14 protein-coding genes are annotated in these 22,518 nt (G+C 45.4%); 5 read left to right on the forward strand and 9 right to left on the reverse strand.

What is annotated here, in order from left to right:
- Positions 1-586 precede the first annotated feature (586 nt).
- Positions 587-3,268: a glycoside hydrolase family 16 protein gene (locus AC27HD_RS13430; protein ID WP_487106491.1), complete on the forward strand. Its 2,682-nt coding sequence runs from the start codon at positions 587-589 to the stop codon at positions 3,266-3,268.
- Between the two features lie 62 nt (positions 3,269-3,330).
- The gene (locus AC27HD_RS13435) at positions 3,331-6,276 is read left to right on the forward strand and encodes a TonB-dependent receptor (RefSeq protein ID WP_487106493.1); all 2,946 of its coding nucleotides are present in this window, start codon (positions 3,331-3,333) and stop codon (positions 6,274-6,276) included.
- Positions 6,277-6,376: 100 nt separating this feature from the next.
- Here the strand turns inward: AC27HD_RS13435 and AC27HD_RS13440 are convergent, their stop codons facing one another.
- The 6 genes from AC27HD_RS13440 to AC27HD_RS13465 form a co-directional block, all read right to left on the reverse strand.
- Positions 6,377-8,461: a TonB-dependent receptor gene (locus AC27HD_RS13440; protein WP_487106495.1), complete on the reverse strand. Its 2,085-nt coding sequence runs from the start codon at positions 8,459-8,461 to the stop codon at positions 6,377-6,379.
- 312 nt (positions 8,462-8,773) lie between these two features.
- Entirely contained in the window at positions 8,774-9,448 is a 675-nt protein-coding gene (locus AC27HD_RS13445; RefSeq protein ID WP_032097680.1) for a DUF799 domain-containing protein, read from the reverse strand.
- A 3-nt stretch (positions 9,449-9,451) separates the two neighbouring features.
- Positions 9,452-9,802 carry a DUF4810 domain-containing protein gene (locus tag AC27HD_RS13450; protein WP_442853194.1) on the reverse strand — a complete coding sequence of 117 codons (351 nt, stop codon included), beginning with the start codon at positions 9,800-9,802 and terminating at the stop codon, positions 9,452-9,454.
- Positions 9,799-10,470, reverse strand: coding sequence for a CsgG/HfaB family protein (locus AC27HD_RS13455; protein ID WP_487106667.1), 672 nt, complete (start codon positions 10,468-10,470; stop codon positions 9,799-9,801). Before AC27HD_RS13455 ends, AC27HD_RS13450 begins: the two co-directional genes overlap by 4 nt.
- Before the next feature lie 369 nt (positions 10,471-10,839).
- Positions 10,840-13,419: a glycoside hydrolase family 3 protein gene (locus AC27HD_RS13460; protein ID WP_487106498.1), complete on the reverse strand. Its 2,580-nt coding sequence runs from the start codon at positions 13,417-13,419 to the stop codon at positions 10,840-10,842.
- A gap of 9 nt (positions 13,420-13,428) precedes the next feature.
- Positions 13,429-14,685 (reverse strand): sugar MFS transporter, encoded by a 1,257-nt coding sequence (locus tag AC27HD_RS13465; protein ID WP_032097678.1) that lies wholly within the window; start codon positions 14,683-14,685, stop codon positions 13,429-13,431.
- A 204-nt stretch (positions 14,686-14,889) separates the two neighbouring features.
- Between AC27HD_RS13465 and AC27HD_RS13470 the strand changes: the two genes are divergently transcribed.
- From AC27HD_RS13470 to AC27HD_RS13480, 3 genes are read left to right on the forward strand one after another with little or no spacing between them, the layout of a single operon-like run.
- Positions 14,890-16,242 (forward strand): GH1 family beta-glucosidase, encoded by a 1,353-nt coding sequence (locus tag AC27HD_RS13470; protein WP_032097677.1) that lies wholly within the window; start codon positions 14,890-14,892, stop codon positions 16,240-16,242.
- Between the two features lie 25 nt (positions 16,243-16,267).
- Positions 16,268-17,269, forward strand: coding sequence for a LacI family DNA-binding transcriptional regulator (locus AC27HD_RS13475; RefSeq protein WP_032097676.1), 1,002 nt, complete (start codon positions 16,268-16,270; stop codon positions 17,267-17,269).
- A gap of 1 nt (position 17,270) precedes the next feature.
- Positions 17,271-18,836: a sugar porter family MFS transporter gene (locus AC27HD_RS13480; protein WP_032097675.1), complete on the forward strand. Its 1,566-nt coding sequence runs from the start codon at positions 17,271-17,273 to the stop codon at positions 18,834-18,836.
- Between the two features lie 42 nt (positions 18,837-18,878).
- Here the strand turns inward: AC27HD_RS13480 and AC27HD_RS13485 are convergent, their stop codons facing one another.
- From AC27HD_RS13485 to cydX, 3 genes are all read right to left on the reverse strand, one after another.
- A complete protein-coding gene (locus AC27HD_RS13485; protein ID WP_032097674.1) occupies positions 18,879-20,444 on the reverse strand; it encodes an ATP-binding cassette domain-containing protein in 1,566 nt (521 codons plus the stop codon).
- Between the two features lies 1 nt (position 20,445).
- Positions 20,446-22,170 carry an ABC transporter ATP-binding protein/permease gene (locus AC27HD_RS13490; RefSeq protein ID WP_052010360.1) on the reverse strand — a complete coding sequence of 575 codons (1,725 nt, stop codon included), beginning with the start codon at positions 22,168-22,170 and terminating at the stop codon, positions 20,446-20,448.
- A gap of 232 nt (positions 22,171-22,402) precedes the next feature.
- A complete protein-coding gene (gene cydX / locus AC27HD_RS13495; RefSeq protein WP_032097673.1) occupies positions 22,403-22,516 on the reverse strand; it encodes a cytochrome bd-I oxidase subunit CydX in 114 nt (37 codons plus the stop codon).
- Positions 22,517-22,518 lie beyond the last annotated feature (2 nt).

Here is a 22,518-nt window from a genome sequence, read left to right on the forward strand (position 1 = left end):
GTTTTAACTATAGGCTCTGCTTACGCCTTATATAAAACACCATTGTCGATTAATTTCATGAACCAATGTATCAAAGACACATTTTCACGACCTATCTTTGACAAAGACTGCAAATTAACTCACCCAAAAACGTGTTATTAACACTTTAGTCTATTCGTGATGGTGATAATAAACATAATTTTCACAAAACTGGGATAACACAATCACTTAACCTGCGCTCTTCACTCGTTTTCAGGTTATGTGCTTTTTCAAAGAATTATTTAAAACCCATTTTTATACATTAAATTCATAAACATAGAGTAAAAAATCCTGTAATACTGATCGTTAAAGACGCTATCCAAACAGCGATGGCATTTTCAATAAATGTTATCGATATGGTAATTCGTGAACGGTTTTAATGTTAAAAAGTTGAAAAGATGATTGATCTTTTCGTTGCGCTCCCTTAATGTTAGGAAAATGTAAGCGCTTCCAAAATCTTTACGCTTAATTTTGTAAGCGCTTTCAAAAACACAAAAGCCATCGCGGCTGTCGTTAATACACACTCAACGACACACTTAACAACACATTTATAGCAAGGCTGAAAGCAATGACTAAACATGCATCTAAAATTACGCGGGTAGCTGCCGCGTTGTCAGTCACAACCCTATTTGGCTGTGGGGGCGGTGCCACCACATCTACTGATATAGACGCGGTAGACGCCTCTGCACCAGTGTCAGATTGGCAGCTTGTATGGAGCGACGAATTTGACGGTTCAAGCATTGATGAGAACAAATGGACTCACGAAGTAGATTGCGCCGGCGGTGGCAACAATGAAGCTCAGTGCTACACAGAAAGTGAAAGCAACTCTTTTGTTGAGGACGGCACGTTAAACATAGTCGCGCTTCCAGCAGAAGAAGGTGCACCAAAGCCCTATACTTCTGCGCGACTGAATACACGTTATAAAGGTGATTTCAAATACGGTCGCATCGAAATGCGAGCAAAAATGCCGGAAGGACAAGGTTCTTGGCCAGCATTTTGGATGATGCCAACAGATGAAGTATACGGTGGATGGCCTCGCTCTGGTGAAATCGACATCATGGAAGCGGTTAACCTAAAAGCAGCAGACATTGACGGCAATCCTGAAAATCATATCTACGGCACACTTCACTACGGTCAAGAGTGGCCTAACAACGACAGTTCGGGCCAAGCTTATTCACTACCTAGTGGCGCTAACCCTGCCGACGATTTCCATACCTATGCTATTGAATGGCAAGAAGGCGAAATTCGTTGGTATATGGATGGCTACCTGTATGCCACTCAGCGTCGCTCTGAAGTACGTGAAAACAGTAAAGGCGAAGCAACTGGCCTTTCACACCGTGGCTGGTATGCAGAATACTTCGAACAAGGCACAGGCGAGTTAACAACACATTGGGACAATGCACCATTCGACCAAGAGTTTTACCTTATTTTGAACCTTGCTGTTGGTGGAGCATGGCCTGAGTCTGTCAATGAAACCGGTATCGATGCCGACGCATTTGCAGAAGGTCAAAGCCTTGAAGTTGACTACGTTCGCGTGTACGAGTGTGGTTCAGACCCAATGACAGGTAAAGGCTGCGAAACCGTTCGCCCAGGTTACGACTCACTTGAAGATGCATTAGTTGAAGGTGCAGCACCCATTCCATCACCACCTTCTACTGGCATAGCTCAAAACCTTACCATTTTTGACGGTACACCTAATCCAAACTGGCCGGCATGGGATTGCTGTGGTGGTTCTACACCCGCACTCGTTGAAGATGCAGATGAAGGTCAGGTATTTGAATTTAGTATTGGCGATGCGCCAACGGTAATGGGTTTCATTAGCCGCTCAGCGTTCATTACCGACCCTGACGGTCAAGCTTCACCGTTTGACGCGTCACCAATGGAAGAAACAGGCAGCATTAAGTTCGACCTTAAAGCGGTTGCCTTACCAAACAATGCAGCAACGTCTTGGTTGTTTAAAGTTGAGAGCTCTGAAGGCTCGACTTTCGCTGAACTTCCTTTGATGGATGGCTATGTTGGACCTGCTGACGTTGCAGGCGACACACCTGAACAAGGCGTATGGGAGTCGTACGAATTCCCACTGAGTGTATTAGCCGAGGCAGGCCTAGACACCAGTGCCATCGACGTAATCATGGTATTCCCACTATGGGATACGGGCAGCGGTGCGGTATATCGCATGGCCAATGTTGAAATCTCACAAGAAGGCGGTGCGTCATATCCTGAGCTCACTATCTTCGAAGATGGACAAAATCCAAATTGGCCAATGTGGGATTGCTGTGGCGGTTCAACACCAACTGAAGAAATGGATGATGAAGAGCACGGTCTTACTGCTGAATTCCGTATAGGTGCAGAGCCAACAGTCATGGGCTTTACCACTCGTTCAATTGATGGCGGTGGTGCAACACCATTTGACGCCACTGCACTTACTGATGGTGGTTTACTGCAGTTCGAAATGAGAGTTGTAAGCGCACCAACTAACCCAGACTCTACTTGGGTATTCAAAGTTGAATCCAATGATGCTGCCACTGCCGTTGAGCTTCCACTTGCCGACAGTGTGGAAGGTCAAGCCCCGGTTGAAGGTGAGTGGCAAACTTATACGTTCTCTATTGCCGATCTTCAATCTCGCGGTTTAGATGTAAGCGGTATTGACGTCATCATGATATTCCCAGCGTGGAGTACAGGTGAAGGCGCGGTATACCGTGTTGATAATGCGAAGTTCTTCCACCCTGACAGCGGCAACGAAACGCCAGCTGGAGGCTTGAACATTTTTGCTGACACCGCAGCTGAACAATGGTCTATCTGGGATTGCTGTGGTGGTTCAACACCAACAGAAGAAGTAGACGACGCTGAGCACGGTACAGTGGCTGAATTCAGAATTGGTGAAACAGCAACGGTAATGGGTTTCCTTGCTGATGAAGAGGTGTCTTACGACGCATCGGCACTGCTTTCAACTGGCGTAGTTCGCTTTGAAATGAAAGTAAGCGCAATGCCTATTGATACATCAGGTCAGTGGTTATTTAAAATTGAGTCTATCGGCGCGTCTTCTGCGGTAGAGCTGCCAATGTCATCAAGCCTTGAAGGTGTAGAGCCTGTTGAAGGCGAGTGGCAGACATACACATTCCCGCTGCAAACACTTTACGATGCAGGCTTAGATATCAGTGCAATCAACGTTCTTATGATGTTCCCTACTTGGGATACAGGTAATGGCGCTGTATACCGCATTGATAATGTAGAAATAGCAGCTCAGTAATAAAGTAATTTGCCGCCAGTAGCCTGGCGGCACATCAAATTGATAAGAATTAGTAGGCAATTATGAAAAACACAACTTTTAAAAAGACCCAGCTTGCCACATCAATGGCTTTGTTGTTGGGCTCTACTTTAGCTATGCCTAGCTACGCACAAGAAGCAGAAGCAGCGACGCCTGAAGAAGGCGAAGTAGAAGTTATTCAAGTAAGCGGTATTCGCGGTTCCATGATCCGCTCTATGGATTTGAAGCGCAGTTCTAGCGGTGTTGTTGATGCAATATCAGCAGAAGAACTCGGTAAGTTTCCCGATACTAACTTAGCCGAAGCCCTCCAGCGCATAACGGGTGTAACCATTAGCCGTAATAACGGTGAAGGTAACGAAATTACAGTACGTGGTTTTGGCCCAGAATTTAACTTAGTTACCCTTAATGGCCGTCAAATGCCGGGAACAGGTTTCACCCGTTCATTCAACTTGTCTAACTTATCTTCTGAAGGTGTAAACACGCTAGAGCTACAAAAAACCGCTCGCGCTGAGAACCCAAGTGGTGGTTTAGGTGCTACGGTAAACATCATTACGATGAAGCCGCTTGCCCAGTCCGGACAACAAGCTTCATTTTCAGTGAAAGGCATTTACGATACCTCAAACGAAGAAGGTGACGATGTAACGCCAGAAATCGCAGGTGTTTACAGCAACACGTTTGCCGACGATATGTTCGGTTTTGGTGTGTCTTTTTCTCACCAAGAGCGCGATTTTCAACAGCAAGCCGCCAATATTCAAGGTTGGCAGCTGCAAGAAAATGATGCGTTACCTGAATTAGACGCAGAAAACGTGGTTGATAACCGCTCTAACATCACCAATGCAGCCTTCTTTCCAAAAGATATGAACTACAGCATTAGCGATGTACAGCGCGAACGTCAAAACGCACAAGTTACGTTCCAGTTTCGTCCCATTGATGATTTCACAGCAACAGTAGACTATACCGCTTCTCGCGCTACCACAGGCACTAATACTGTAGGTTGGGGTATTTGGAATAACTTTGGTGCTAACATTAATGAATATGAGCTCGATGCCAACGGCACGGCTGTTTATGCTGATATTAGCGGCGATGACGGCTCATTCACTGCAAGCAGAAATACCACCCGTGTAGACGCTCGCTCAATCGGTATTAATCTAGATTGGACCGTTAGCGACGATTGGCACTTTGCCGTGGATTACCACGATTCATACAACGAAATTGACAATGGATATGACGAAGGGCTAGGTAGTTCCGGTCAAATCATTCTTGGTTCAAACCAGCTTCGCTCTAAGGTTTATGATTACCGCGAAGGTGACATTCCTCAAGTATTTGTAAACTGGAATAACGGCACTAACGAAATTGCCCCGGGCGAAATTGACTCTAACTTTAGTCAGTTCATTTACTCACCTGGTCGTTCTGACATTGAGCAATTCCAGCTGGATGGCACCTGGTATAACTCTGCATTCGATATTCCATTAATGAAGGTTGATTTTGGTGTTGCGCGCACAGAGCAAGCGCTTAGCGGCTTTACCGCGTGGAGCGGTCTGCGTGGCGGCCCGGGCTTCAACCCATCGTTTACGCAAATATTCCCAGACAGCATGTTCGTACGCAACGACACCAGCGGTTTCTTAGACGCCTTTAGTAGCGGCGGTGCTAACATGAACCCTGGCTATTACTACACCTATGATTTTGACGAAGCTATTGCTCGACAATTAGCGTTTATCACATCAGATGTCGTGGGCGAAGCAAACGCCTACTCTACAGACCCTTATTACATGGGTGCGCCTGCTGTGAGTAACGTTGAAGAAATTACTAACTCTATTTATGTTCAGACCGAGTGGGACTTTGAAGTTGGCGACTACTACGTACAGATAAATGCAGGTGTGCGTTATGAGGAAACTGAAGTACCAAGCTCTGCGGAAGTTCGCGTTCCAGAACAAGTTAACTGGGTAGCCGCTTCAGAGTGGATCACGCAATTTGAAGACGGACTGCAAGTACAGGACTTCACAGGCGAATACGACGTATTGCTTCCTATGTTTGACGTGAAAGTTGATGTGACCGATGACGTAGTAGCCCGCTTCTCTTGGGGTAAATCAATTACCCGCGCGCCTATCGGCCTATTGCAAGGCGGCCTAGCGTTTAGCGGCAGCCCTAAAATTGGATCGCGTACGGCCTCAGCAGGTAACACCAGCTTATTGCCATTTGAATCATCAAACTTAGACTTATCGTTTGAATGGTACTACGACGAAGCTAGCTATGCGTCAATTGGTCTATTCAGAAAGTCAGTAGAAAACTACATTACTACGACCGGTCAAGACCGTCAGTTTGAAGGGCTTAACGATATTTACTTAGGCCCACGTTGGAACGAAGCGGTAAGTGCACTTGAAGCGGCCGGCACGCAGGCTACTGACAGCGCTATTTATGGTTACTTTGTAGATAATGGATTTGCTGATGAAAATGGCGTAGTGACGCCTAATGCAGATGACCCATTAATTACATGGCGTACCACCCAGCCTGGTAACTCCAGTGATGCGAAAACCGTAGAAGGTATTGAGCTTGCGGTTCAACATACCTTTGGCGAAACCGGCTTTGGCTTTGGCGCAAACGCCACATTAGTGGACGGCGACGTTGAATACGACCCATATAACCTTGAAGAGCAAGACCCGTTAGTCGGTATCAGTGACTCTGCCAACTTCCAAGTGTTCTACGAGAAAAATGGTTTGTCTGTGAAAGTCACTTACGCATGGCGTTCAGACTACGTAGTGGGAATTGGTCAAGCTCAGGGCTCATCAGATAACCCTGCCACTCAGTTTGATACCTACGCACAGGTTGATGCAAGCATTAACTACGACGTTGATGAACACCTAACGGTATTCCTTGAAGGGATAAACATTAACGATGAAACCGAACGTGGTTATGGGCGTTTTGAAGAGCAGTTCTTATTTGCCCGTCAATACGGTCCTCGTTACACGCTAGGTGCTCGCTATACGTTCTAAGTGTGTTTAGCACGGGGCACGTCTATTAAGATGCGCCCCATTAAAAAGGCCGCTTCATTCACATGAAGCGGCCTTTTTTGTGAGCGTTATTAGGTACTTATTAGAACGACCCAATAACAGACAGTCTTGCATTAATTGGCGCACCAACGGTTGCTTGATGTCTAGAGTGTGCGTTCGGGAAGTACAATGTGTCAGTTAAGTTTTCCACATTAAGCTGTAAACGCATGCCGTTGTTTAGCTCGTAGTATGCTGACGCATCTACACGCGTGTAGCTAGGTAATACTGGCGAGTCGGTAGCAGTCACCACAAAACTCTCATCTTGATAGGTTGCGCCAACGCCAAAGCCTAACACGTCGCTTACTTGGTACGTTGTCCATACCGACATGGTGTTTTCTGGAAGCTCACGAAGCTCAACGCCACTGGCATTTTCACCGTCTAAGTTGCTGTAGTTGGCAGTAACAAACCACTTATCTGTAATGTAACCTTGCAGCTGAAGCTCAAAACCTGACACGTCAGAATCAACTTCTATGAAGCCTTCAGGGTCGTTTGGATCGTTATCTAATGAAGTTTGCTCATTCTCAAATATAGCCGCTGTAAAGCTCATGCTGTCGGCGAAATCCCACTTCACACCAATTTCTTGATTGGTGAACGTATCAGGGTCTAGGCTATCTGCATCGCCGTTAATATTGGCATATTGCTCACCACTACGTGGTAGAAACGACTCACTGTAGCTGGCATAAATTGAGATATTTTCTTGCGGCTTGTACACCAAACCTGCACGAGGAGAGACTTCTTCATCAGTGCGGTTACGGGTTTCTAATACATCAGGACGAGCGTCAAATACTTGTATGTCGAAGCTGTCGAAACGCGCACCTAATACAAGATCGAAGTTTTCAGACAGGGCAATTTCGTCTTGTACGTAAAACGAGTATACGTCTAAATCTACACGAGTATCGTCGTTTAGCGCTGAAAATGCAGTTGTAACTGTGGTGCCAGCGGCGTTAGTCCCCGTTAGACCTCTGAAGTCTAATGGACGATTGACCAAGAAAGCTTCTTGGTCGTCGCCATTAGAATCGAAGACTGGGTTTAAACGATTTTGGTCCGATTCGGTGTTAATAAATTCACCACCGAAAATCACCGTGTGCTCAATGCTACCTGTTGCAAACTCACCGACTAAGTTTGCCGATAGAATAAGATTTTCACGCTCAGTTTCATCAATATAGCCATCGAGTGTAACTACATTCGTTTCTGGCGCAAAATCAGCGGCGTAAAAGTTGGCATACACTTTATCGTAGTTACCATAAAAAGCGTTAAAGTTACCTTTTAGGTTGTCAGAAAAGTTGTGTTGTATATTGGCACGAAACACATCGGCATCTAGCGTTTGATAGTTATTTTCAGGGTCGCCAAATACGATGTTTTCAAACGCTTCTACCGGCTCGCCGTTTGCACCTGTAGGAATACCACGGTCGATAAAACGTTCGTGGTCGATATATTCATAAGATAAATCTAAAATAGTGTCATCGCTTAACTGGAAGCGCGCTGTGGGGTTAAAACCATAACGATCGCCATCGAAAAAGTCTCGATGGTTATCCAAGCTTTCATACATGGCATTAATTCTTACTGCAGAATCTTCACCCGTGTCGATGTTAGTATCAAGCTGTAAGTTATAAGCACCAAAAGTATTCGCAGATACGTTGTAGTTGACAAACTGCTGATCGATAGTCGCTTTCTTAGAGACGCGATTTAAAATACCGCCCGTACCGCCACGACCAAATAATAAGGCATTCGGGCCGCGTAAAATTTCTACTTGCTCAACATTATACAGCGCACGGTAATACTGAACATCATCACGGTTTCCGTCTATATAAAAGTCCGCGGTTGAACGAACACCACGAAACACAACAGAATCACGATGTCCTTCGCCCTGAGAGGTATTTACCCCAGGGGTGTAATCGATAATTTGGCCCACGCTTGTAATACCACGGGCAGTAATTTCTTCTGCCGTCATGATAGATAAGCTTTGGGGGACATCAAGAATAGGTGTTGGACTTTTTATAGAGTTAGACTGGTTTACCGAGAGGTACTTCCCTTCAACGGTAAGTCTTTCAATATCTTCCATTGCCACCCCTAGGGCAGCAGGACTTAACATTACGGCTGTAGCAATAGTCGTAAGTTTAAATTTCACTATAATTCTCCACGTGTTCTACAAGTTTTATGTGTGTTTCTGGCATGCAATAAGGGGTTATCCCCTTTTTGACTTACACAATTAACATTGCGCGTTGAATGCGTCTTTTAATGTTAATAGGAATAGTTACCATTTATGTTGCTGATGATAATGGAAACGAGTCGCATTTGCGAGTGATGCAGTCATATTTTTAATAATGCTTAATGGAAAAGACGTAGCTGATGTGATGGTTTGTGAAAAACTGAGGGTAAGAAACAAGAATCGCCACTACGGATTGAATACCGAGCGGCGATGTTTCTATTTTAGCGAACGTTATTTCGCTTTTTCACTTGGTACTGGTTGTCCATACTTAGGTGAGCGAGGGCCATAAAGCAGTCCATTATAGCTCGTTGCAGATAGTAGTCGTGTAGAGGTCATGGCAGCAATATCAAAGCCTCGGTCCGTTACTGTTTCAAATATTTGACTAACGGCTGCTTGTACAAGCATACCTACCAGTCCACCGCTATTAGCATTTTGCTGTTCAGCACTCGACGCAGTTGCCTTTCCAGTCCACAGCATCTGGTTTGTTCTAAGATCAACAAGAGAGGCTGATACGGTTACTCTAGTTTCACTAGAAATCACAACATAGCTGGTTCCATAGTCTTCAATGGATACATACAGCGCAGTGTCGGCGCCAAAAATTTCATTGAGTTTTGACGTATCAACCGCGTGTATATCGGTGGCCTCGGTTAGACCATTGTTGATAAAGGTTTGATTAACTAGCGCCACTGGAAATACATAAAAGCCAGACTCAGAGATAGGCGTAGCTAATCGTGTCATAACGCTAAAAGGCGCTATAACCTCAGGCGTGTTGTTGACTGGTGGCAAAATCAAAACAGACTCTGGATTAGCAGCTTTAAACGCAGTGTAATCATGAGCTGGGGGCATGTTAACGCACGCGGTTAGCGACGTAATAAGAGCAATCGCTATGAGTAAACGCAAAGTCATATTTTATGCTCCTTGTGCAGAGTTTAAAAGAAACTCTATATAGTGTGATGATTCAGGAAAAAGCTGTTTTTCTTGCTCAAAATGAGAAGCTCCAAGCTGGGGATTACCCGTTTCAAAATAAAGCATGCCTAAATGGGCGTGAACGCCAGGAGCTATATTTCGCCCTTTTGCAGCCGCTAATTCAATGGTCTTTTCAAGTGCTGATATTTGCTCTTCTAACGTTGTGTCTTCAGCCTTTAAGTAGCTGTACACAGCAGTAGTATAGTCTCCGTAGTAATACAAAGGCTCTGTGGTTTTACATCCAGTTACCGTTAAAATAAACGCAAAAGATATTAATAGTTTTTTTATTTTCACAGTGTCCATGCGCCCGACTCAATACCATTTACAAGATTGTTGACTGATTCTCTAATTGCCAAGTCTAGTACCTTTCCGTTGAGTGTTGCGTCATAGCTTGCGGTACTGCCGAATCCAATCACTTCTCTTTCCGATAAGCTATACTCGCCAGCTCCAGCTACCGAATACACAACCTCAGACGTAGTTACATTAACAACGTTTAGCGTGACTTTGGCATAGGCAATTTGTGACTTTCCTTTTCCTAAAAGTCCGAATAGCTGCTTATCACCAATCGCCTTTCTTCCAAATTCAGTCACATCACCAGTGATAACAAACTTTGCACCGGCAATATTCTGCTGCGTGCCTGTACGACCTGCTTCTTCAGCAAGTAATGCCATGTTATCTCTGTCTAAAACGCTGAACCGATTTGTCTGTTGAAGATGGCTCATTAGTGTAGTTTTTGCTTGATTACCAAGTCTATCTAGGCCGTTAGAAAATATTCCGTTTTGGAAGTTAGAGCGATTGACAAACTGACCGACAACGAGCTTACTTTTTTCACCGTTATACTGAGTGTTAAAGCTATTTACCTTCGGAGTTTCAACAACTTTAGATGATGTAGTGGCACACCCTGACGCGATTCCTACAATGGCAATGAGAGCGACTGTTGGAATGAATTTTTGATTTTTAATTAATGTCACATGAATCCCTTTTTTTGTGAACTAGCAACGTTGGCTAGAAATCGAGTTTATAACAATACTTAACCTTCGTGAAGGTACGACAATTGAATTCAACAAAGTGACACCATTAAATCAAGTAAGGCTTACAGGCAGGTGTTAGATAATTTGAGAAAAGACTAAGAAAATGAGTTATTAATGAAGTCGTCGAAGTGCGCTAGCACTGCGAAAAAACAAATAAAAAAGCGACTTACATTAGTAAATCGCTTTTTTGAGTTAATAAATATAAAGGTATAATTAACGTACCCTTTAAACTACAAATAGAACCATAACTAAAATGGAATGTTACAATACCAGCCCTAGAATTGTCGGATACACTAACAACTAATTACATACTATATCGGCCGATTCAGCAGCCTGAGGCGTAAACTGAATATCTGCAACGCTGATGCTTGCCTTGCCTGAGCTACCAAGCTCAAACGGAACCACAAGGCCGGTAAAGTCGATACCTGCATTTACAAAACACTGTAAATCGATACTGAGCGAAGACCATGTGTTTTGCTCTAAGGCGTCCACTTGTTCGCTAATATCAAGTTGTGCAGAACAGCTACCTGGCTTATCGCCCTCGCCTTCACAATTCATACCCACAGTGAGGGAGCCCTCAACCGCGCTATGAGGGTTAATATTTAGCGTAAGCGCAGCTTTATTAAGTAACTGGGCACTTAAGTCTTCGCGGAAGAAGCTTTTGCTCGCAAAACGCATGGCGGCAAACTCACTGCCATCAAAGGTGACTTTACGGGCATCTTCCTGAACGACTTTATCCACCGTGCGATAGGTAATCGCGCCCACGTTATGGGTGCTCGCATTAACCGTTAGCGACTCATCGCCAGAGTAAAGCCATAACACCCAAGGCGACTGCACCGCACCGTTTAATATTTCAAGAGACTGACTGTTGTCACTGCTTATGCTGACCTCGGTGTTCAAGTTATCCGCTAGCACATTGTCGTCACCGTAAGTGAGGCCAAACCCGTATGGCAAAAGTGGCTCGTAGGTGTCGTCGCCAATATTCACAATTTGCTGTGGCTGTGCTGGCCATGAGAAAGGAAGCTTACCTTTAAAGTCTTGTTTGCCAAATAATACATCGGCCACCGCCGCGCCCTCTGAACCAGGCAACCATGCCGCTACGAACGCATCAGATGCGTTAAGCTCTGCGTTTACCCACATAGGGCGACCGCTGATAAAGACTGACACTACAGGAATACCCTGTGACTTGAAGCGCTCAAGCAGCGCTAGGTCTTTTTTATTGCCGTACTGATAAATTAGCGTCTCTCTGTCACCGTGGCCTTCTGCGTAAGGCTCTTCGCCAAATACTACAATTGCCACATCTGGCGTGTTCCCGCCTTGTGCAATTTCACCATCAACAGAAAGCACGACATCGCCACCCGCAGCCTCTACATGGTGTTTAATGCCGTCGTATATGGATGTGCCGTCAGGAAAATCAGCGTTGGTATTGTTGGTTCCCTGCCACGTAATACTCCAGCCACCAGACTGCTTGCCTATATTGTCTGCTGCATCGCCAGCCACTACTATGCGTTTAGCAGCAGATAGAGGAAGAATACCCTGCTTATTTTTAAGCAAAACCAGAGACTCACGCACAGCTTGACGTGCTACCTCGCGATGCGTTTCGTTTCCGATAAGCGACCGATCGCCAGATAAAGGGCGGTTGGCAGGACTTGGCTTATCAAACAAACCCGCTCGCAATTTTACTCGCAAAATACGGCGTACCGCGTCATCAATACGTGACATGGGAATGACGCCATCTTTAACGTGAGCTAAGGTAGATTCATATACCCCTTTCCAGTCGCTAGGAACCATAAAAATGTCCAAGCCAGCGTTAACTGCTTGTGCACAGTCAACGTTGCTGCAGCCTTTAACCTGGCCATGACCATTCCAATCTCCAACGACGAAGCCGTCAAAACCCATTTGCTCTTTTAACACATCAGTTAGTAAATATTTGTGGCCGTGAAGCTTTGCGCCATTCCAACTGTTAAACGACGCCATCACCGATTGAGCGCCTGCGGTTAAACCACCCACATAGCCCTGAGCGTGAATATCGAACAACGCTTGTTCGCTAGCAACATTGTCACCCTGATCGTCGCCGCCAACGGTTCCGCCATCACCCACAAAGTGTTTTACCGTACTGATAACTCGTTGGTCACTGAGAAAATCTTTATCAGCCGCGCCCTGCAGCCCTTTAACTACTGATGCCGCATAGTCGCGCACAATGGCTGGGTCTTCTGAATAACTCTCATAGGTCCGGCCCCAGCGGTCATCTCTCACCACCGCCACGGTAGGCGCGAAAACCCAATCGATACCCGTCGCCATGACTTCTTTCGCTGTAATGTGGGCTATCTTTTCTACCAATTCTGGATTTTTTGCAGCTCCTAAACCGATATTATGAGGAAATAAGGTCGCGCCAATCACATTGTTGTGACCGTGCACTGCATCTGTGCCCCACATGGTTGGAATTGCAGAGCCGTCGAGGCTGTCATCGATAGACGCTTGGTATAATTTTTCAGCTAGGGCAACCCAATCATCCGGCGTGGCGTGCTTATCATTGTTTGGAAAGGCACCACCTCCATTTAAATACGAACCGAAACCATACTGACGCATTTCTTCAACCGTGATATTGCGAATTTCCGGTTGGATCATCTGCGCTATTTTTTGCTCAAGCGTCATTTGCGATAAAAGGTCTGACACTTGCTTTTCCACAGCAGGGTCTTGTTTTACTTCTATGTCGAGTTTAGGCCATATTGCTGCAGCGCCTGTGTCAGCTGAGCTAGTTTTTAGCGAACTGCTCTGGTTAGCACTATCAACATTATTAACGGATACGTCTTTTTCAGATTCAGCGCAGCCACTTAGTAAAGCACCAGCAATGACTGAAGCGAGTAATGTATTTCGCATGGTGATTCCTTAATCTTTTATCAGTTGAGTTACGCGGCTGCCTATCAAACCGTAATAGGCGATATACAGGTAGCAAGACGCCGGTAGCAAGAATGACATAGTCACTCCGATGCTGTCTGCCAACATACCCTGGAATAAAGGGATGATAGCGCCGCCCACAATGGCTAAACATAAGATGCCTGAGCCCTGTGGCGTATCCTTACCAAGCTGCTGAAGTGCCAGACTGAAGATGGTAGGAAACATAATTGAATTGAACAGACCCACACCAAGTACGGTCCACAACGCAAGCGGTCCCGTGGTCGATATTGATAGCACTATTAGAAAGATAGCCATGGCTGAATTAAATGCCAATACGATACCACCAGACACTTTTTGCATTATTAATGCACCGATAAAGCGCCCTACCATGGCACCACCCCAATAATACGCCAACAACTTAGACGCTTTCGCTTCGGTTAAACCTGCAACCGAGGGACTCGCAAGGTAGTTAACTAACATACTGCCAATAGCCACTTCAGCGCCTACGTACATGAAGATACCGACTGCCCCGAGTACGAGATGCTTGTGCTGCCACGCGCCACCTTTGAAGATACCGGTATTACTGCTGGTGTGATTAAGCTTAGGCAGTTTTAGATACAAAAACACGAGAGCAAGCAATAGCAATGAAGCTGCCAGTATAAGGTAGGGAATCTGAACGTCAGAAGCCGATGCGGTGGCAGCGTTGTGCTCACCTGTTGCACCGTACATTAAATACGAACCAAAGAAAGGCGCTACAGTGGTGCCAAGTGAATTAAATGCTTGTGTCATAGTAAGGCGAGAGGAGGCGGTTTTTGGGTCGCCTAACGCAGTGACATACGGATTTGCTGATACTTGCAAAATGGTAATACCGGATGCCAACACAAATAAGGCCAGCAGGAATACACCATATATTTGGCTCTCTGCAGCGGGATAGAACAATATGCATCCCAAGCAGGCTATGCCAAGCCCCAATACAATGCCTTTTTGGTAACCAATTCTAGAGACGATTGCGCCAGCGGGTAACGAAACAATAAAATACGCACTAAAAAAGCAAAACTGGATAAGCATTGCTTGTGTAAAAGTGAGGTTAAACGCACCTTTCAAATAGGGAATAAGAATATCATTCAGGCAGGTAATAAATCCCCACATGAAAAATAACGTTGTTAATGAAATGAGAGCAAAACGATAATTACCGTTTGGCGCCGCACTGTTCATTGGTTGTGATTCAGCTTGCGATGGTATGTCCACTGATAACCTCTATTGCTATTTTTGTAATTAATGATAAATTAACATTTGAAAGCGCTTACATGGAGATATGCACTCTTTGTAAGCGCTTACATTTCAGTGAATAATTACATGAAGCGTTGCCGAATTCAATGTAAAAATCATGTTATTTTTGATTTATGAATAACAAACTATAATCAAAGTTTGTTAAGCCTAGGACATGAGAAAATGCCAAACATTACGCTGCCCGCCGACTCCTTGTTGTTATCAAAGGACTTTTTATACGGCGTAGCCACCTCAAGCTTTCAAATAGAGGGTGATAGAAGCGGGCGACTAGACTCAATTTGGGACACATTTTGTTCACAAAATAACACCATTGAAGACAACTCCAATGGTGATATTGCGTGTCAGCATGTGGAAAAATGGCAGGAAGATGTTGCACTCATCGCAGGGTTAGGAGTTGATGCATATCGACTCTCAATCTCATGGCCTAGGGTGGTTAACAGCGATGGAACCATCAACCATATCGGCATGCAGTTTTACGTAAACTTGGTTGACGAGTTAGTAAAACGCAACATCAAAGTATTCGTCACCTTGTATCACTGGGATCTTCCTCAGTATTTAGAAGAAAAAGGCGGATGGTTAAATAGAGAAACGGCCACAGCCTTTGCGCATTACACTGACATAGTAGCCAGTGCGTTAGGTGATAAAGTGTATTCTTACGCTACCTTAAATGAACCATTTTGCTCAGCGTACCTAGGCTACGAACTCGGTATTCATGCACCGGGCAAAACCGGCGTGGCCAACGGCAGAAAGTCTGCGCACCATTTGCTGTTAGCACATGGTCTAGGTATGAAGGTGCTTCGCGAGAAATGCCCTAGCAGCTTAAATGGTATTGTGCTTAACTTTTCTACTTGCCACAGTGCCACAGAATCACCAGCCGATAAGTTGGCCGCAAAGCTTGCCGATGAATACCATAATCGTTGGTATTTACAGCCGATTATTGAAGGCACCTACCCGGATGTGTGCGACCAACTGCCCGTAGAGCAACAGCCGGATATTCTCGAGGGAGACATGGACATTATCTCTCAGCCAATAGATTTCTTGGGCATTAACTTTTATACGCGCACCGTATATAAATCCACAGAAAATGGTTGGTTCGACGTACAAGAACCTGAGAATGTGCCTTTAACTGCCATGGGCTGGGAAATTACTCCCGATGCCTTTACTGAGCTATTAGTAGATTTGCACCAGCGATATTCACTGCCACCCATTTACATTACCGAAAACGGTGCCGCCATGGATGATGAAATGGTAGAGGGTGAAGTTGCAGACAGCGACCGCGTTGACTATTTCAACTCCCACCTTAACGCCGTACACAATGCCGTTAAGGCAGGTGTGGATATTAAAGGGTATTTCGCGTGGAGCCTGATGGATAATTTTGAGTGGGCACTTGGCTATACAAAACGATTTGGCATTGTGTATGTAGACTACAGCACTCAAAAAAGAACGTTAAAACAAAGTGGTATTGCCTATCAAAAACTGGTCAACAGTAGAGTTAATGTTACATTAGCGGGATAGGATAAAAGGATAAGTACCCCACACCATGGCAACTATATACGAAGTTTCAGAAGCAGCAGGCGTTTCACTTGCTACCGTTTCCCGCGTTATGAATGGAAACACGAAAGTAAGCGACCGCACCCGTAAAAAAGTTGAGACCGCAATGGCTGAATTAGGCTATCAGCCAAATGCCATTGCACAGTCCTTAGCATCTAATAGAACTAATAGTGTGGGCCTATTAGTTTCTGAACTTCACGGTTCTTACTTCGGCGACCTAATGAGCACCGTAGAGCAGGCGTTAAAGCTGTATGGTAAACACGTTATTATTACTGCCGGACACGTGGATGAAAAACGTGAGCATGACGCCATTGAGTTTTTGAAAAGTCGCCGGTGCGACGCCCTTATACTGCATGCTGAAGCGGTGTCAGATGAGTACTTAACAACCTTGTGCAAATCCGACCTACCCGTTGTGGTTATTAACCGAAAAGTAGACGGACTGGATGATCATTGCTTTGTTGTTGATAACGAAAAAGGGGGGTATTTAGCCGCCCAAGCAGCAATACAGCAGGGGCATAAAGAGATAGGTTACATTAGCGGCCCCAAATTCAAAAAAGATGCAAGCGATCGCCTAGCTGGGCATAAACGTGCGCTTACTGAAGCAGGCATTGAAGCAAAAGACGACCATATTTTTGAAGGTGATTTTCATGAATCCTCGGGGCAAGAGGGCATGCATTATTTGAAACAGCACTTTCCTGATATTACCGCCCTTATCTGCGCCAACGACGAAATGGCGTCTGGTGCAATGACAGCGGCGCGAGAGGCAGGGCTTGAAATTCCACAGCATCTGTCTATCGTGGGTTTCGATAACGTGCTGTTTTCCCGTTATTTATACCCAAAGCTCACCACCATCAATAACCCCATTCAATCCCTTGGCGAAATGGCCGCGCGCTGGGTGCTTAAGAATGTCTACGACACCAAGATAAACCACGCTATTGAGCATTTGTTTGTGCCTGAAGTCGTTGAAAGACATTCACTGAGCAAGCGCTAATATGATAAAAAATGTGCCTACCTCGCTTTACTATACGCTTATCGTCTCCCTTGGAGGCTTTATATTTGGCTTTGACGCTAGTGTAATATCTGGCGCCATTGGCTTTATTGACGTTGAATTTGGCTTAAGCGACTGGCAACAGGGCTTTGTTGTAAGCTCTCCTACCCTTGGCGCATTGTTTGCCATGCTGTTTGCGGGCGCAATAAGCGACGCTATTGGTAGGCGTAAATCACTTATTATTGTTGCACTACTGTATTTTATCTCGGCCATTTGCTCAGCATTGGCACCAAACTATGTATTATTGGTTGCTGCACGCTTCATTGGCGGTATTGCGTTTTGCTCGTTAATTATTGCACCGGTTTATATTTCTGAAATTAGCGCGGCTAAACACCGAGGCAAAATGGTGTCGGTGAACCAACTGAATATCGTGCTTGGCTTCGCCCTGTCCTACTTCAGTAATTATTATTTCTTGCAGCTCAGTAACAGTGAGCTCACATGGGTAAAAGAGCTTGGCATTGATACCCATACTTGGCGCTACATGCTAGGACTTGAAACCCTGCCCGCTGCGCTCTGGTTTACCCTGCTTTTCTTTGTACCTAAAAGCCCTCGCTGGCTCATGCTGAAAGGAAAAACCGACGAAGCCAAGCAGTCAATATCTACGCTTTTCGACCCCCGTGAAGCAAAAATGCAGCTTGATGAAATTTACTCATCGCTGTCAGAAAAGAGCTGGTCGTTAAAAGAGCGGCTTAGCTCTCTCACCGTTAAATCGATGCGTTATCCATTGTTTATTGGTATTACCATCGCCATTGCTCAACAAATTACCGGCATTAACGTCATTTTCTTTTACGCCCCCACTATTTTTGAACAAAGTGGTGTGGGTACCGACGCTGCATTTATGCAAGCGGTTTGGATTGGCCTGGTGAACGTCGCATTTACCGTGGTTGCCATGTTAACCATCGATAAATGGGGCAGAAAACCGCTGCTTATTATTGGCCTTTGCGGTGTTGCTATCAGCATGACAGTATGTGCCTACGGCTTTAAACAGGCAGTGTATGAAATTGACAGCAGCGATATTGCAGTAATACAACAAACAGACCAGCAGCTTGCTGCCAAGCTCACAGAGATAAAAGATGTGGTGTACTACTCAGACGTCACCTTTAAACAGAGTCTGCAGGCTACGCTGACCACCGCTGAATATGACACACACCAGCAAAATATACTCAACAGCAGTATTACTATGAACGCGCCCTTAGTGCTATTTGGCATTATTGCCTTCGTGGCGTCTTTTGCTGTATCCCTTGGCCCTGTAATGTGGGCCATGCTAGCGGAAATATTCCCTAATCAAACCCGGGCTATCGCCATATCTCTTGTGGGCGTGATTAATTCACTCACCAGCTTTTTAGTACAGCTTGTTTTTCCTTGGGAGTTAATGAATTTAGGCGCTGCGGCGACCTTTTTCTCCTACGGTATTTTTGCCCTAGTAAGCTTAGTATTGGTCGTTAAATACTTCCCTGAAACTAAGGGGAAAACCTTAGAGCAAATTACCGAATCGTTTGAGGTTAGATAAAACTAAACTCTAATTACGTGGCCGCAAAGAAAGCAAACCAATTTACGCCAACTGGCGCTCGTGCAACCCTGTGTTTTCTACATTCGCTTCTTCTAACACCACATGCTTATCAATAGACAGCGCAGTGGGTAGCACATGAGAGGCCACGATAACTAATCTACGCTGAGCCTCTTTTTCTAGTAAAGCGCACACCTGCTCTTGGGTTCTAATATCAAGGCCTTCAAACGGCTCATCAACCATTAACACGATTGGCTCAGCTAACACGGCTCGTGCTAAAGCAAGCCGTTTTCGCTCTCCACCAGATAGTTGCCTGCCCGACTTTCCAACCCAATTTGTTAACGGTAAAAGCGTGTCCAAGCCCAATGCTGATAATAATTCACACATGCTTTTTTGCGAAATATCACACCCTGCGGGGTCTAAATTCATTTTAATGCTGCCAGATAAGATAATGGGTTCTTGCTCTACATATAACCAACGCTTTACCAAACCTTCGGGTAAGGCGTGACCATCTACTTTTCGCTCACCGTTAGCCGTAGCGGGTAATAAGCCGGCTATTGCCTGCAAAAGAGATGACTTCCCACAGCCAGATGCACCGCTTATCGCTACCACACCCTTTGCAGGTAAGTTGATGGTTACCGGCACAGTACTGCGACCTTTCGCCGCAAAATGCGTAAGCTGTAAAGACGTTAACACCGGTTTTTCTGCCAAATGCCGTATAGGCGATGTGTTCAAGCTATCTAACGCGTTACTGCTCTGTTGATGTTGCGCCGCATTTGCTACCGCATTAAAGCTAGCCGACGCCCAATCTGGCGCGGCTAACAACACCATTGGCACAATAAGCGCGATGGGAGCAAACACGGCGACCTCTGCAAACGGCAATACACCGGCCATCAATAACAACGTAAGTAAAAAAGCGGCACCTTGGAACATCCACACTGTATGTATTGTCTTTCTCTTTTGCTGAAGCTGCTGCTGCCATACAGACGCCGCGCTTGGGGCATTTTCAACATTCTTTTTGCTATTCAAATGCCAAATTGGGCTTGCCGCCAAAAAGTGTGAGGAAGCACGTCTAAATGCGCTCGTTGCTTCTGTGTTTTCACGCGCTATCGCTAATGCACTTAGCCATTGAAGGGTAAGCAGAATAATCCATGCGCAGTACAAAATAACGAGATAAATAGCACCGGGAAGGCTCGTCCATAACGCAGTTATACACGTCACAGTAAAAATAAATAGAACGCTAGATAAGGGGGAAATCCACGCTATCCATTTGCTAGCAAGCACTTCGGTGTGCTGCGCTAATGCTTCCGTAGACGATGCTTTGTCGTCTAATTGGCAGTTGTGTAGTTGTGAGAAAACATCCATTCTCACGGCTGCAATTCGACCTAGCAGATCCTTATGGCCAACCCACATACTGGCATATCCCGATGCTATACGAAGCAGCGCCAAACCACGAATGACCACGGCGGGAATCACGTAGTTAAACCCCATTGGTGCAATTGCGCTGATGGCGATAAACCATGAAGAAATCACTAAGATACTGAGCCCGGCGGTAGCGTGAACCACAGCAAGTACAAGGGTTATGTAGGCAGGCCTGCTTTCATTCTTCATTTTACTGCTCTTTCTTTTCAGCATGACTCAACGGATGTTTATTAATAACCTGTTGGTGCTCTACGTGCCAGAAACCAGAAAACCAATTGGCTGGCAACGCTTTATGTGAAGCCCATATCACTGTTTTATCCTGAGTTAGTCGGTAGATAAGTTGCGCTATTCGATGGTGCTGCTCATCGGGAAGGTGTGCTGTGGGCTCATCGAGTAACCATAATGGGCGATCGCGCAATAGGGCTCTCGCTATGCTTAGGCGCTGCGCCTCGCCACCTGAAAGTAGCGGGTAGTCGGTCATTAGGGTATCTAAACCAAAGGGTAGCTGCTTAAGCCAATGGGACAGCTCGACTTTTTCTAACATCGCTAGTAGCTGCTGGTCTGTGTATCGGTCGTATAAACACAAATTGTCTCTTACGCTGCTGGGTAAAATAACAGGGTGCTGAGTTAACCATATTGACGGCCACTGACAGCGATGTGTTGCACGGCGCTGACCTGCTAATGCCTCTAAAAGCAGGGTTTTGCCGCTCCCTGAACGACCGCTAAGTAAAATGCAGTCGCCTTTATTAAGCGTCAGGGTTTGCGCACTGACTATGGCGTTCTTGCCTTGCCCTGCCTCTGCCAGCTCATCAAATACCGCGAATTTTTCTGCAACAAATCGATTGGCATTTTCACCATGCGCTGAGATGGTTTGCGTTGCGTCCACTGTATCGTCTTTCATTTCGGTATCACAAAAGGAGCTCGCCACAATTGGTTTAAGTGCTTCCATAGCAGACTCGGCCTGTGCTTTTTGGTGATAGATTTGTCCTAACCTTTTCATTTCACTTAGCAGTAAAGGAACAACAAGTAGGATCCACAGGCCCTGTTGCAAAGTAATTTCAGGGCCAACATTTAGCTCATCAAGTAGTGTAAAGCCGATGAAAACCGCGACTAGCGCCACAGATAAGGTGGCAAAAAAATCCAGTACGCTGTTAGATAAAAAAGCAACACTCACCACTTTCATGGTGCGTAAATTTAAGGTCTCGCTTGCCTCTTTGAGTAAATCGGTTTGCTTTTCGTGAGCTTGAAAGGTGGACAACATAGGCAGTGCCGCCAATCTATCTGTAAACATACTGCCAAGACGGGACAGTGCTATAAAGTGTTTCTGATGAAGTGCGGCTGCCCCTTTGCCTACAATGATCATAAACAAAGGCACCACCGGCAAAGTGACGAGCAGTCCTGCACCGATAACGGGGTTCACAACAAATATTACCGCCAGCGCGAGTAGCGGTACTATTACCGCGATGGCTTGCTGCACGCTATATTCTACTGCCCAGTCAGTTACGTCGTGCAATTGCTTTTGCCACAGCGACTGCCAGTAAAACACTGTTTGCTGTCGAACCAGTGCGTGCTGACGATTGGCAAAAACCGCCGTTAGGGCTTTCTCTAGCTTTGCCAATGTATTGGTTTTAGTGTCTAGAGACTTGTGGTTAGACACCCCTTGCAGTAGCCAGGCAAACAGTAAAGCAAGGCCAAGACCGATGATATGAGAGTGTGTTCCATGAACCTTATTAACTACCCAGCTATGGGCGATATGAGAGAAAAAATAAAAACCAATGATTAAAGAAAAAAGCGACAAACACTTAATGACGACCAGACGTGTTTGTGATGTACGCACACCAAGCTTATGCGCCTCATCAAGCTGCCTACACCAGGAAGTCAGTGTTTGTCGGTTGGGAACCTTTTCTTTAGTCACTGTTTACTCGTTTAATATTATTGTGTGTGTCTAGCGTTATTCAAAAGCACGCGTAAAAACTAATTCAAAAATAGGTGCAGCCACCTTCACTATTGTGTAAGTGGCTGCGCCTGCTTTATGCAAACTAGCTGCACTAACTTAACTAACTTAACTAACTGCACTATCTTAGCTAACTTCATTAACTGAGCTAGCTAGGTTGTTGCGGTCTACATTTCTATATTTTAAAACAGGGTTAGTCTGCGTCTTCAGGCCGGTCCATATTCTCTGTCGACTCCAGCCACATGGCATTAATAATGCCAAACGAACACGCTAGCAAAACACCCAATATCCAAGCGAAATACCACATAA

The sequence above is a fragment of the Alteromonas sp. 4NS20-0143 genome, from assembly GCF_057542855.1.

Bases quoted from the DNA above. Each gene is read 5' to 3' on its own strand.
- AC27HD_RS13475 (WP_032097676.1), top strand. From the start codon at position 16,268: ATGGCAACTATATACGAAGTTTCAGAAGCAGCAGGCGTTTCACTTGCT.
- cydX (WP_032097673.1), bottom strand. From the start codon at position 22,516: ATGTGGTATTTCGCTTGGATATTGGGTGTTTTGCTAGCGTGTTCGTTT.
- AC27HD_RS13430 (WP_487106491.1), top strand. From the start codon at position 587: ATGACTAAACATGCATCTAAAATTACGCGGGTAGCTGCCGCGTTGTCA.
- AC27HD_RS13460 (WP_487106498.1), bottom strand. From the start codon at position 13,419: ATGCGAAATACATTACTCGCTTCAGTCATTGCTGGTGCTTTACTAAGT.
- AC27HD_RS13485 (WP_032097674.1), bottom strand. From the start codon at position 20,444: ATGAAGAATGAAAGCAGGCCTGCCTACATAACCCTTGTACTTGCTGTG.
- AC27HD_RS13435 (WP_487106493.1), top strand. From the start codon at position 3,331: ATGAAAAACACAACTTTTAAAAAGACCCAGCTTGCCACATCAATGGCT.
- AC27HD_RS13470 (WP_032097677.1), top strand. From the start codon at position 14,890: ATGCCAAACATTACGCTGCCCGCCGACTCCTTGTTGTTATCAAAGGAC.
- AC27HD_RS13480 (WP_032097675.1), top strand. From the start codon at position 17,271: ATGATAAAAAATGTGCCTACCTCGCTTTACTATACGCTTATCGTCTCC.
- AC27HD_RS13445 (WP_032097680.1), bottom strand. From the start codon at position 9,448: ATGACTTTGCGTTTACTCATAGCGATTGCTCTTATTACGTCGCTAACC.